Below are 13753 nucleotides of genomic sequence, written 5' to 3'. Positions count from 1 at the left end.
GGTGACCGGTACTAATAGGCCGAGGGCTTGTCCTCAGTTGCTCGCGTCCACTGTGTTAGTTCTGAGGCAACGACCGTGTCTTTTCCGGTCGGACTTCATAGTGTTTCGGTGGTCATAGCGTGAGGGAAACGCCCGGTTACATTCCGAACCCGGAAGCTAAGCCTTACAGCGCCGATGGTACTGCAGGGGGGACCCTGTGGGAGAGTAGGACGCCGCCGAACAAATTTTGAAAAGGGTTGGACCCTGAACTTCGGTTCGGGGTCCAACCCTTTTTTGCTGTGCGTCACTTGAAGTTCACGTTGCGGAACCAACATCCGCAGCATGGGTACTGCTGCAATGCTCAGGGCCGCCGGCGTCGGAGTCGGTGACGAGGTCGTCGTACCGGCCTTCGGGAACGCCGAGGTCGCCGAGGCCGTGGTCCTGGCCGGGGCGCTTCCGGTCTTCGCCGACATAGACCCGGTCACGTACTGCCTGGACGCTTCTGCGGTCGAGGCGGTCGTGACCGCACGCACCGCGGCCGTGGTCGTCGTACACCGCTTCGGACGGACCGCCGACATCGCGCGGCTGCGCGGGGTCGGGCAGCGGCACGGGCTGCTCGTGCTGGAGCAGGGTGAGTCCGAGGCGCCGTATGACGAGATTGCGCAGCGTCGGCAGCGGGCCGCCTATCTGGACTCGAAGCTGAAGGGTGTGTGGACGCCCGACGGGGGTGACGGGCACACCTACCAGCAGTACGTCGTGCGCGTGCCCGGGAACGGTCGGCCCGACCGCGACGCCTTCGCTCGCGCGGTGCGCGCTCGCGGGGTCGACTGCAAGGTGCCGGTGAAGACGCCCGTGCACCGGCTGCCCGAGTTCCGTCGGTGTGTGTCGTTGCCGGAGACCGAGCGGGCCGCCGACGAGACGCTCACGCTGCCTGTGGAGGCCGCGTTGACCAAGCGGGACATGCAGCGGATCGTCTCCGCGTGCAACGCTCTGGGCGGGTTGCTGCAGCCTGCCGTCTGAGGGGCGGTTGGTTCGAAGCATGCGCGAATTCAGGGTATGATTTTGCTCGTTGCCACGGGGGAGACCCCGAAGGTGACAGGCCCCTATAGCTCAGTCGGTAGAGCGTCTCCATGGTAAGGAGAAGGTCAACGGTTCGATTCCGTTTGGGGGCTCAAGAAGAAAAGGCCTCCGCCCTTACGGGCGGGGGCCTTTCTCGTATGCCCGAGGCGCTCAGTCCTTGTGGAGGCCCGGCACGCGCATCGCGAGGATCGCCATGTCGTCGGACGGGGCGTCCGAGGCGAAGCGCTCCACGGCGCGCATGATGCGGGCGGCGACCGCGCCGGCCGTCAGGCCCGTGCAGGTCGTCAGGACGTCGGTGAGGCCGTCGTCGCCCAGCATGCGGCTGCCCTCGCGGCGCTCGGTGACGCCGTCCGTGACGCACAGCAGGACGTCGCCGGGGTCGAGGGTGACGGTCTGTTCGTAGAGCTCCAGATCCTCCATCACGCCCAGCAGCGGCTGGGGTTCGGCGGCCGGTTCGACCGTGCCGTCCTGGCGCAGGCGGAGCGGGAGCGGGTGGCCGGCGCAGACCACCTTCAACTCCGCGCTGCCGTCCTCCTGCGGGCGCAGCTCGCCGTAGAGGAGGGTCAGGAAGCGGCTGCGGGCGCCCTCGTCGAGGATCGCGGAGTTGAGGCGCTCCAGGACCGCGGGGCCGCTGAGGCCCTCGCGGGCGAGCAGGCGCAGGGCGTGCCGGGCGAGGCCCGTGACCGCCGCCGCGTTCGGGCCCGTACCGCAGACGTCGCCGATGGCGAAGCCGTAGGCGCCGTCGCTGATCGGGAAGAGGTCGTAGAAGTCGCCGCCGACTTCGTTGCCCTCGCCGGCCGCGCGGTAGATGACCTCGACCTCGACGCCGTCGATCTCGGGGAGTTCGGGCGGCAGGAGGCTGCGCTGGAGGGACTGGCTGATGGCCGTGCGCTCCGAGTACAGGCGGGCGTTGTCGAGGGCCAGGGCGGCCCGGCGGGAGAGGTCTTCCGCCAACTCCAGGATTTCCTGGCGGAAGTGCTCGTCGGTCGGCTTGCCGAGGGTCAGCATGCCGATGACGCGGTTACGGGCCACCAGTGGCAGAACGACCGTCTCGCCGCCGACCGCCGAGGCAGTGGCGAGGGTCGGGCCGATGCCCGAACTGACGCGCGGAAGCGGCTCGCCGAGGCCCAGGCTGCGCATGGAGGTGCGCAGGGCGGCCTGGTGGGCGGCCTCCGCCGGGGCGGACCAGATGCGGGCGCCGGGGGTGGGAACCGGGTCGGGCGGGGCGATCTTCGAGAGCAACGACTTGATGCCGTCGATGAGTTCCTCGTCCTCGTGCAGGACGTACGACAGGTAGGGCTCGGAGGCCTGGTCGGCGATCGTGTAGACCGCGCACCAGGTCGCCAGGGTCGGGACCGTCATCTGGGCCATCAGGGCGAGGGTCTGATCGCGGTCCAGAGTACCGGCGAGCAGGTCGGAAGCCTCGACCAGGAAGCTCAGCGAGCCTCGGCGCAGGCGCTCCAGTTCGCCGAGGCGGGCCGACTCGACGGCCAGCGCGATGCGGTCGGCGGCGAATTGGAGGCGCAGGGCCTCTTCGTTGGAGTATCTGCCGGGGGCCTCCGCCGCGACGCCTAGGGAGCCGGTGAGGCGGCCCTCGACCTTCAGGGGGACCGTCACGACCGAGCGCATGCCGGTGCCGCTGAGCAGCGGTACGGCGCCGGGGACGGCCGTCAGGTCGTCGTGGACGGCCGGCATGCGGGCCGAGCCGTAGCGGCCGGGGCCCGCCTCGACGGGCACGCGCGCGAAGCGCTGGCGGGCGGAGGGCAGGCCGGTGGAGGCGCGGACCTCCAACTCGGTCTCGTCGTCGGTCGCGAGGAGCAGGAAGGCGGAGTCGCCGTCGAGCATGTCGCGGGCGCGCTCCACCGTGCGCTGGAGGAGGCCGTCCAGGTCGTCCGGGGCAGGGGAGCCGATGAACACCTCGAAGGGATCGGTGCTCTGGCCCTCACCCGAGCCGCCGGCGTCGGAGGCCGGCATGCGCAACGGCGTCTGCAGAACCGCGCGTTCATGGTCCCGGACGAGCAGGCAGACCGTGGAGGGCTCACCGCCCGTGTCGCGGACGCGGAGGTGAGAGGCGTACACCGGGGTCACCCGGCCGTTGGCGCCGCGGATGCCGTAACTGCCCTCCCAGCGGGAGAGTCGGAGGGCCTCCGCGATGCCGGTGCCGGTGCCCGGGGTGTGCGGCCAGGCGGCGAGGTCGGTGAGGGGCTTGCCGGTGACCTGCTCGGCGGGGTAGCCGAAGAGTTCCTCCGCGTCTTCGTTCCATGCCGAGATGGCGCCCGTACGGTCGATCTGGACCACGGCGACGCGGACGCGGGCGTCGGCGATCGGGAGGAGGTCGGCGGGGAGCGAGGGGCCCGCGGCCCGGGTGCCGACCGGGCGCTCGGGAAGGTCGAGTTGGAACCAGACCTGCTTGTGTGTGGGGGCGTACTCCACGCCCCAGCGGCCGGCCAGGGCCGCGCACAGCTGGAGGCCGCGACCGCCCTCGCGGTCGGGGCTGCCCATGTTGACGGCCGTGCCCTGGAGCGGGATCTCGCGCTCCGGGTAGCGGTCGGCGACCTCGATCCGGACGCCGTCGTCGGCGCGCAGACACAGGACGTCGGCGGAAGTGCCCGCGTGCACCACGGCGTTGGTCACCAGTTCGCTGGTGAGAACCACGGCGTCGTCGACGATGTCGGCGAAGCCCCAGCCCTGGAGGGTGTCGCGGACGAAGGAGCGGGCGCTCGCGACCGATCGCCCGACGGGCTCGAAGCTGGCGGCCGCGCGCGCGGTGATCACAGAACTCCTCGACCGGTTGTCGACGTGCAGGGCTCCGTGGCCGACCGGCTCCTGCCGCTGATGCGGCAGGCCGCCCGTCGGCCGGGGGTCCGAGGGCTGCTCCCCCGGGATCAGTCCGGTGGTCATGTGTGCGGCCGCCCCTCCGATGCCCGCTCGTTTCCGTGCCACCGCCCTAGCCGGACGGACCGGTGCGGCTGGACAGCCGCATGCAAGGTTACTTACCTTCGCCGTCCACGCGGATGCCGGTCTGCAGTGTTTCCGCCCGGAGGGTGTGCGGACCGTGTGCGAAGCTGCCGAACTGTTATGGCCGGGTTCAGCCGGGGTGAAACACTGGGCAAGCTTCTTGTGGAGGTACGGGCAGGCGGAGTGTCTTCCACGTACCGCGGGCAGCAGCCCGTCGTACGGCCTGGTATATCCGGCAGAAATACCCAGCAGTAACCGGTACGCCGAGCAAGCGTGCCGGGAGCACGGCAGTGACGGTCGACCCCTGCGGGAGGGACACAGTGGAGTCTGGCGCAGCGACGCGGGGCACGAAGACGCGCGCGAAAGGCGGACAGTCCCTGATGAACCAGCGTAAACCGCGTGGTGGAACCACCGCGGTGGACACGGCCTCCTTGAACCGGCTGCTGGCGGCCCTTGTCTCGATGCGGGACGGGAACTTCCGCAAGCGGCTCACGGTCTCCGGCGACGGAGTGATGTCCGAGATCGCGGCCGTCTTCAACGAGGTGGCCGACCGCAATCTGCATCTGACCGGCGAGCTGTCGCGGGTGCGGCGCATGGTCGGCCGTGAGGGCAAGCTCACGGAACGGCTGGAAACAGGCGCCTGTGAGGGCTCCTGGGCGGCTGCCATCGACAATTCCAACGCCCTGGTCGACGACCTCGTACGGCCCGTCTCCGAGGTCGGCAGGGTGCTGTCCGCGGTCGCGGAGGGCGATCTGTCGCCGCGCATGGAGCTGCGGACGCAGGCGCCGGACGGGACGGGGCATCCGCTGCGCGGGGAGTTCCTGAAGGTCGGCCGTACTGTCAACAATCTGGTGGACCAGCTGTCCACGTTCACCGACGAGGTCACGCGCGTGGCCAGCGAGGTGGGCACCGAGGGCAAGCTGGGCGGGCAGGCACGCGTGCGTGGCATGTCGGGTTCGTGGAAGGACCTCACGGACTCCGTCAACACGATGGCGCACCGGCTGACCGCGCAGGTGCGGGACATCGCGTTGGTGACCACCGCGGTCGCCAAGGGTGACCTGTCACGCAAGGTCACCGTTCATGTGGCCGGCGAGATGCTGGAGCTGAAGAACACCGTCAACACGATGGTGGACCAGCTGTCGTCGTTCTCCTCCGAGGTGACCCGGGTCGCGCGCGAGGTGGGCACCGAGGGCGAGCTCGGCGGGCAGGCGCAGGTGCCGGGTGTGGCCGGCGTGTGGAAGGACCTCACCGATTCGGTGAACCTCATGGCCGGCAACCTCACGGCCCAGGTGCGGGGTATCTCACAGGTCACCACCGCGGTCGCCAACGGTGATCTGTCGCAGAAGGTGACCGTGTCGGCACGCGGCGAGGTCGCGCAGCTCGCGGACACCATCAACCAGATGACCGAGACGCTGCGGATCTTCGCGGACGAGGTCACGCGCGTGGCCAACGAGGTCGGCGCCGAGGGGCGGCTGGGCGGCCAGGCGAATGTGCCGGGTGCCGCGGGGACGTGGAAGGACCTGACGGACTCCGTCAACACGGTCTTCCGGAATCTGACGATCCAGGTGCGGGACATCGCCGCGGTGACGACGGCGGTGGCCAACGGTGACCTCTCGCAGAAGGTCACCGTCGATGTGGCCGGCGAGATGCTGGAGCTCAAGAACACCGTCAACGGCATGGTGGACCAGCTGTCGTCCTTCGGTTCCGAGGTCACGCGCGTGGCGCGGGAGGTCGGTGTCGAGGGTGAGCTCGGCGGGCAGGCGCAGGTGCCCGGGGCCGCGGGGACGTGGAAGGACCTGACGGATTCCGTCAACACCGCGTTCCGCAACCTCACCGGACAGGTGCGGAACATCGCCCAGGTGACGACGGCCGTGGCCAACGGTGATCTCTCGCAGAAGGTCACCGTGGACGTCTCCGGCGAGATGCTCCAGCTGAAGAACACCGTGAACACGATGGTGGACCAGCTCTCGGCCTTCGCCGACCAGGTGACGCGGATGGCCCGGGACGTGGGCACGGAGGGCCGCCTGGGCGGTCAGGCGGTCGTACCGGGCGTGTCGGGGACGTGGAAGGAGCTCACCGACTCCGTCAACTTCATGGGCGGCAACCTGACCTCGCAGGTGCGGCAGATCGCCCAGGTGACCACGGCGGTGGCGCGCGGTGACCTGTCCCAGAAGATCGACGTGGACGCGCGCGGGGAGATCCTGGAGCTGAAGAACACCATCAACACGATGGTCGACCAGCTCTCCGGCTTCGCCGAGCAGGTGACCCGGGTGGCCCGTGAGGTGGGTACCGAGGGGCGCCTGGGCGGTCAGGCGCAGGTGCCCGGCGTGGCCGGTGTGTGGCGCGATCTGACCGACTCCGTGAACGGCATGGCCGGCAACCTCACCGCCCAGGTGCGCAACATCGCCCAGGTCGCCACCGCGGTGGCCCGGGGTGACCTGTCCCAGAAGATCACCGTGGACGCGCGCGGGGAGATCCTCGAGCTGAAGAACACCCTGAACACGATGGTCGACCAGCTGTCGTCCTTCGCGGAGGAGGTCACCAGGGTCGCCCGTGAGGTGGGCACGGAGGGGCAGCTCGGCGGCCAGGCCGAGGTGCAGGGTGTCTCCGGTACCTGGAAGGACCTCACCCAGTCCGTGAACTTCATGGCGAACAACCTGACCATCCAGGTCCGTAACATCGCCGAGGTCACGACCGCGGTGGCCAAGGGCGACCTGTCCAAGAAGATCACCGTCGACGCCAAGGGCGAGATCCTGGAGCTCGTCACCACCGTCAACACGATGGTCGACCAGCTCTCCTCCTTCGCCGAGCAGGTGACCCGGGTGGCCCGTGAGGTGGGCACCGAGGGCATCCTGGGCGGCCAGGCGCATGTGCCGGGCGTCACCGGCATCTGGAAGGACCTCAGCGACAACGTCAACCTGATGGCCAAGAACCTGACCATGCAGGTGCGGAACATCTCCCAGGTCGCGGCGGCGGTCGCCAACGGTGACCTGACCCGGACGGTGACGATCGAGGCGCGCGGCGAGGTCGCGCAGCTCGCCGACACCTTCAACACCATGGTGAAGACGCTGAGTTCGTTCGCCGACCAGGTCACCAAGGTGGCCCGTGAGGTGGGCACGGACGGCATCCTGGGCGGCCAGGCGCGCGTGCCGGGTGTGGCCGGTACCTGGAAGGACCTCACCGAGTCGGTGAACCAGATGGCGTCCAACCTGACCGGTCAGGTGCGGAACATCGCCATGGTCACCACCGCCATCGCCAAGGGTGATCTGACCAAGAAGATCGACATCGACGCGCGGGGCGAGATCCTCGAACTCAAGACGACGATCAACACGATGGTCGACCAGCTCTCCTCCTTCGCCGAGGAGGTCACCCGGGTCGCCCGCGAGGTGGGCACCGAGGGACAGCTCGGCGGCCAGGCACGCGTGCGCGACGTCGACGGAACCTGGCGCGACCTCACCGAGTCCGTGAACGAGATGGCCGGGAACCTGACCCGGCAGGTGCGTGCCATCGCGCGCGTGGCGACCGCGGTGACCCGTGGTGACCTGAACCTGAAGATCGACGTCGACGCCTCCGGCGAGATCCAGGAACTCCAGGACTACATCAACAAGATGATCGCCAACCTGCGTGACACCACGATCGCCAACAAGGAGCAGGACTGGCTCAAGGGCAACCTCGCCCGGATCTCCGCGCTGATGCAGGGCCGCCGCGACCTCCAGGACGTGGCCTCGCTGATCATGAGCGAGCTGACGCCGGTGGTCTCCGCGCAGCACGGCGCGTTCTTCCTGGCGATGCCCGACGCGAGCCATGGCGGCGAGGACCAGTACGAGCTGCGGATGCTGGGCTCGTACGGCTACTCCATGGGCTCCATGCCGACCTCGTTCCGGCCGGGGGAGGCCCTGGTCGGAACCGCCGCCCAGGAGAAGCGCACCATCCTGGTGGAGAACGCGCCCAGCGGCTATCTGAAGATCTCCTCCGGGCTCGGCGAGGCCCCGCCCGCGCAGGTGATCGTGCTGCCGGTGCTGTTCGAGGGCAAGGTGCTCGGTGTGATCGAGCTGGCCTCCTTCACGCCGTTCACGCAGATCCAGAAGGACTTCCTGAACCAGATCGCGGAGATGATCGCGACCAGCGTCAACACCATCTCCGTCAACACCAAGACCGAGCAGCTGCTGAAGCAGTCCCAGGAGCTGACCGAGCAACTCCAGGAGCGGTCGGCCGAGTTGGAGAACCGGCAGAAGGCCCTCCAGGAGTCCAACGCCGAGCTGGAGGAGAAGGCCGAGCTGCTGGCCCAGCAGAACCGTGACATCGAGGTGAAGAACACCGAGATCGAGGAGGCCCGGCAGGTCCTGGAGGAGCGGGCCGAGCAGCTCGCGGTGTCGATGCGCTACAAGAGCGAGTTCCTCGCCAACATGTCGCACGAGCTGCGTACGCCGCTCAACTCGCTGCTGATCCTGGCCAAGTTGCTCGCCGACAACGCCGAGGGCAACCTCTCCCCGAAGCAGGTCGAGTTCGCCGAGACGATCCACGGGGCCGGTTCCGACCTGCTCCAGCTGATCAACGACATCCTCGACCTGTCCAAGGTCGAGGCGGGCAAGATGGACGTCTCCCCGACCCGCATCGCCCTCGTCCAGCTCGTCGACTACGTGGAGGCGACCTTCCGTCCGCTGACCGCGGAGAAGGGCCTGGACCTGTCGGTGCGGGTCTCGCCGGAGCTGCCCGCCACGCTGCACACCGACGAGCAGCGGCTGCTCCAGGTGCTGCGCAACCTGCTGTCCAACGCGGTGAAGTTCACCGACTCCGGGTCGGTCGAGCTCGTCATCCGGCCGGCCGGGGCGGATGTGCCGGTCGCGATCCGGGAGCAGCTGCTGGAGGCCGGTTCGCTGCGGGACGCTGACGCCGACCTGATCGCGTTCTCGGTGACCGACACCGGCATTGGGATCGCGGCCAGCAAGATGCGGGTGATCTTCGAGGCGTTCAAGCAGGCCGACGGCACGACCAGCCGCAAGTACGGCGGCACGGGCCTGGGGCTTTCGATCTCCCGGGAGATCGCGCAACTGCTCGGCGGCGAGATCCACGCGCAGAGCGAACCGGGACGCGGCTCGACCTTCACGCTGTACCTGCCGCTGCACCCGAGCGAGCTGCCGCCGCAGGGCTACCACCAGCAGCCCATGCCCGCCCTGGAGGCCGGCGACCTGATGGTGTCGGCCGCGGACCTGTCCGAGCTGTCCGACGTGGAGATCGAGACGCCGGCCGAGGTGAAGTCGTACCAGGAGACGCAGAACGGGGCCGCCGCGCTCTTCCGGCGCCGCCGCCGCAGGACCGCCGCCGAGCTCGAACGGCGGTCCGTACAGCAGGAGCAGTGGCCGTCGCTGGAGCAGCAGCCGGCGCCACAGGTGCGCCGGGGCATCCGGTTCGGCGGGGAGAAGGTGCTGATCGTCGACGACGACATCCGCAATGTCTTCGCGCTCACCAGCGTCCTGGAGCAGCACGGCCTGTCGGTGCTGTACGCCGAGAACGGCCGTGAGGGCATCGAGGTGCTGGAGCAGCACGACGACGTGGCGGTCGTCCTGATGGACATCATGATGCCCGAGATGGACGGGTACGCGACGACCACGGCGATCCGCAGGATGCCGCAGTTCGCCGGGCTCCCGATCATCGCGCTGACCGCCAAGGCCATGAAGGGCGACCGGGAGAAGGCGATCGAGTCGGGCGCCTCCGACTACGTCACCAAGCCGGTCGACCCCGATCACCTGCTGTCCGTGATGGAGCAGTGGATGCGGGAGGAGTGACGGGATCGGTCGGGCTTCGTACGGGGTTCGTACGGGCCCGGTGTGCGGGCCCGGAAAGGCCCCGGTGGGCACCTACGGTGTTCACACGGAGTTGCTGACTCAGTGTGCTCGACGCCGTGTAGAAGTACGGGATTCGGGGAACCTTCTGGTCTCCCGCTACGTTTCTGCTACGTGCACAGTGACATCGCGGTGACAGGGTGTGGCGACGGGCGGGGTGCGGCTACCATGACCGGCACGAGGACGGGCGGCGCAAGGGAGTCGTCCCCTGGGGCGGCACCCGCTGGTGCTGCCCCAAGTCCTGCGGACAGGGGAGGCCCCATGCCGGGGCGAGGAGGGCGGGCCATGGTGCAGAAGGCCAAGATCCTCCTGGTCGATGACCGGCCGGAGAATCTGCTTGCGCTGGAGGCGATCCTCTCTGCGCTCGATCAGACCCTGGTGCGGGCATCGTCCGGGGAGGAAGCGCTCAAAGCACTGCTCACGGACGACTTCGCGGTCATTCTGCTGGACGTCCAGATGCCGGGCATGGACGGTTTCGAAACCGCGGCGCACATCAAGCGCCGGGAGCGGACCCGGGACATCCCGATCATCTTCCTCACCGCGATCAATCATGGTCCCCATCACACCTTCCGCGGGTACGCCGCCGGTGCGGTGGACTACATCTCCAAGCCGTTCGACCCGTGGGTACTGCGGGCGAAGGTCTCGGTGTTCGTCGAGCTCTACATGAAGAACTGCCAGCTCAGGGAGCAGGCGGCGCTGCTGCGGCTCCAGTTGGAGGGCGGCGGCAAGTCCGCGGGCGCCGAGACGAAGGAGCCGGCCGGGCTGCTCGCCGAACTGTCGGCGCGGCTCGCGGCGGTCGAGGAGCAGGCCGAGGCGCTGTCCAAGCAACTCGACGACGAGTCGGCGGACGCGGCGGCCGTCGCCACGGCGGCTCATCTGGAACGCAAACTCACCGGACTGCGGCGCGCGCTGGACGCGTTGGAGCCGGGCGCCGGGAACACCTCCTCGGTGTCCTCGCAGAACTGACGCCCGGATGGGGCATGTTGGAGATGACGTCCTTGTGAACACGCGTCAGTTCGGCGCCGTCGTAACGGCGACACGAACGGGTGAAGCAGTGGGCACACGTGTCCGCTGTGGTCTCCACCGGTAATCTCACACCTATGGCCTCACGTCCCTCCGCAGCCAAGAAGCAGCCCGCGCAGAAGGCGGCCGCTCCCGCGAAGGGTCCGGCGAAGAAGGCCGCTGCCAAAAAGGCCCCGGCGAAGAAGGCGCCCGCCAAAAAGGCCGCGGCGAAGAAGCCCGCGCCCAAGCCGGCCCCCAACCCCACCGGGGGCATCTACCGGCTGGTGCGTGCCGTCTGGCTCGGGCTCGCGCACGCCGTCGGCGCGGTGTTCCGCGGCATAGGGCAGGGCGCCAAGAACCTCGACCCGGCCCACCGCAAGGACGGCATCGCGCTGCTGCTCCTCGGGCTCGGGCTGATCGTCGCCGCGGGCACCTGGTCCAATCTGCGTGGTCCCGTCGGCGATCTGGTCGAGATGCTGGTGACCGGCGCCTTCGGCCGGCTCGATCTGCTGGTGCCGATCCTGCTCGCGGTGATCGCCGTACGGTTCATCCGGCACCCGGAGCAGCCCGAGGCCAACGGCCGGATCGTCATCGGCCTGTCCGCGCTGGTCATCGGCGTCCTCGGTCAGGTGCACATCGCCTGCGGCTCGCCCGCGCGCAGCGACGGCATGCAGGCGATAAGGGATGCCGGCGGCCTCATCGGCTGGAGCGCGGCGACCCCGCTGACGTACACGATGGGCGAGGTCCTCGCCGTACCGCTGCTGGTGCTGCTCACGATCTTCGGGCTGCTCGTGGTCACGGCGACCCCGGTCAACGCCATCCCGCAGCGGCTGCGGCTGCTCGGGGTGAAGCTCGGGATCCTCGACAACCCCGAGGCGGAGGACTTCTCCGACGACGACGAGCGCTACGACGACCAGTGGCGCGAGGCGCTGCCCGCGCGCCCCCGGAGGCGCGGACCGGCCCCCAAGGCCTACGACCCCGACAGCGCCGAGCAGGAGGCCCTCTCGCGGCGTCGTGGGCGGCCCCGGCGGTCCGCGGTGCCCCAGCCCGACATGAGCCGTCCCATGGACGCCGTGGACGTCGCCGCTGCTGCCGCCGCCGCGCTCGACGGAGCCGTGCTGCACGGCATGCCGCCCTCGCCGATCGTCGCCGACCTCACCCAGGGCGTGAGCGTGGGGGACCGCGAGGAGACCACCCCGACGCCGACGCCCGTGCCGGCCGCGCGGCCCAAGCAGGAGAAGCTGAAGGCCGAGGTCGCCGACCTCACCAAGCCCGCTCCCGAGGCCCCCACCGACCTGCCGCCGCGCGCCGAGCAGCTCCAGCTGTCCGGCGACATCACCTACGCGCTGCCCTCGCTCGACCTCCTCACGCGCGGGGGGCCCGGCAAGGCGCGCAGCGCCGCCAACGACGCCGTCGTCGCCTCGCTCACCAATGTCTTCACCGAGTTCAAGGTCGACGCCGCCGTCACCGGCTTCACCCGCGGGCCGACGGTCACGCGCTACGAGGTCGAGCTGGGCCCGGCCGTGAAGGTCGAGCGGATCACCGCGCTGACCAAGAACATCGCGTACGCCGTCGCCAGCCCGGACGTGCGGATCATCTCGCCGATCCCCGGCAAGTCGGCCGTAGGCATCGAGATCCCGAACACCGACCGGGAGATGGTCAACCTCGGTGACGTGCTGCGGCTCGCCGCCGCGGCCGAGGACGACCACCCGATGCTGGTGGCGCTCGGCAAGGACGTCGAGGGCGGCTATGTCATGGCCAACCTCGCCAAGATGCCGCACGTCCTGGTCGCCGGAGCCACCGGTTCCGGTAAATCCTCGTGCATCAACTGCCTGATCACCTCGATCATGGTCCGCGCGACCCCCGAGGACGTCCGGATGGTCCTCGTCGACCCCAAGCGGGTCGAGCTGACGGCCTATGAGGGCATCCCGCACCTGATCACGCCGATCATCACCAACCCCAAGCGGGCTGCAGAGGCGTTGCAGTGGGTCGTACGAGAGATGGATCTTCGGTACGACGACCTGGCGGCCTACGGCTACCGGCACATCGACGACTTCAACCAGGCCATAAGGGACGGCAAGGTCAAGCCGCCGGAGGGCAGTGAGCGTGAGCTCCAGCCGTATCCGTATCTGCTGGTGATCGTCGACGAGCTCGCCGACCTGATGATGGTCGCGCCGCGCGATGTCGAGGACGCGATCGTGCGGATCACGCAGCTCGCGCGCGCGGCCGGTATTCACCTGGTGCTCGCGACCCAGCGGCCCTCGGTCGACGTGGTCACCGGTCTGATCAAGGCGAACGTGCCCTCGCGGCTCGCCTTCGCCACCTCCTCGCTCGCCGACTCGCGGGTCATCCTCGACCAGCCCGGTGCCGAGAAGCTCATCGGCAAGGGTGACGGGCTGTTCCTGCCGATGGGGGCCAACAAACCCACCCGTATGCAGGGCGCGTTCGTGACCGAGGACGAGGTCGCGGCGGTCGTCCAGCACTGCAAGGACCAGATGGCGCCGGTCTTCCGGGACGACGTCACCGTGGGCACCAAGCACAAGAAGGAGATCGACGAGGACATCGGCGACGACCTGGACCTGCTGTGCCAGGCGGCGGAACTCGTGGTCTCCACGCAGTTCGGGTCGACCTCCATGCTCCAGCGCAAGCTGCGGGTGGGCTTTGCCAAGGCCGGACGGCTGATGGACCTGATGGAGTCGCGGAACATCGTCGGACCGAGCGAAGGCTCCAAAGCACGTGATGTTCTTGTGAAGCCTGACGAGCTGGATGGCGTGCTGGCGCAGATCCGCGGGGAGGCTTGAGAGGAGTCCTGCGCGGGCCGGGCCACCGATGGTCGATCGTGACTCACCCGTAAGGGATCATTGAGCAACCGTTTCCCTTCGGCGTACGTC

The 13753-nt window shown here is 69.1% G+C and carries 5 protein-coding genes, 1 tRNA gene and 1 rRNA gene; 6 read left to right on the top strand and 1 reads right to left on the bottom strand.

Translation table 11 applies throughout. The annotated features are described in order from the left end of the window. Positions 1–104: 104 nt before the first annotated feature. From rrf to RMT89_RS02185, 3 genes are all read left to right on the top strand, one after another. Positions 105–221: ribosomal RNA gene (gene rrf / locus RMT89_RS02195) — 5S ribosomal RNA — on the top strand. 115 nt (positions 222–336) lie between these two features. Continuing rightward, the gene (locus tag RMT89_RS02190; RefSeq protein WP_315882178.1) at positions 337–999 is read left to right on the top strand and encodes a DegT/DnrJ/EryC1/StrS family aminotransferase; all 663 of its coding nucleotides are present in this window, start codon (positions 337–339) and stop codon (positions 997–999) included. Between the two features lie 79 nt (positions 1000–1078). Further along, positions 1079–1151: transfer RNA gene (locus tag RMT89_RS02185), tRNA-Thr, on the top strand. Between the two features lie 58 nt (positions 1152–1209). On the opposite strand, the gene RMT89_RS02180 is transcribed toward RMT89_RS02185, so the two are convergent. Continuing rightward, positions 1210–3960 carry a SpoIIE family protein phosphatase gene (locus RMT89_RS02180; protein ID WP_315882167.1) on the bottom strand — a complete coding sequence of 917 codons (2751 nt, stop codon included), beginning with the start codon at positions 3958–3960 and terminating at the stop codon, positions 1210–1212. Positions 3961–4397: 437 nt separating this feature from the next. On the opposite strand from RMT89_RS02180, the gene RMT89_RS02175 reads away from it, so the two are divergent. From RMT89_RS02175 to RMT89_RS02165, 3 genes are all read left to right on the top strand, one after another. Continuing rightward, positions 4398–9803 (top strand): HAMP domain-containing protein, encoded by a 5406-nt coding sequence (locus RMT89_RS02175; RefSeq protein WP_399497451.1) that lies wholly within the window; start codon positions 4398–4400, stop codon positions 9801–9803. Positions 9804–10145: 342 nt separating this feature from the next. Beyond that, on the top strand, positions 10146–10826 hold the full coding sequence (locus RMT89_RS02170; protein WP_315882165.1) for a response regulator: 681 nt from the start codon (positions 10146–10148) through the stop codon (positions 10824–10826). A 134-nt stretch (positions 10827–10960) separates the two neighbouring features. Next, positions 10961–13663 carry a DNA translocase FtsK gene (locus tag RMT89_RS02165; RefSeq protein ID WP_315882164.1) on the top strand — a complete coding sequence of 901 codons (2703 nt, stop codon included), beginning with the start codon at positions 10961–10963 and terminating at the stop codon, positions 13661–13663. The last annotated feature ends 90 nt before the right edge of the window (positions 13664–13753 follow it).

Origin of the sequence: Streptomyces sp. P17, assembly GCF_032436805.1 — a bacterium.
Lineage (GTDB): Bacteria > Actinomycetota > Actinomycetes > Streptomycetales > Streptomycetaceae > Streptomyces.
This window is presented reverse-complemented; position numbering and strand designations above follow the sequence as displayed.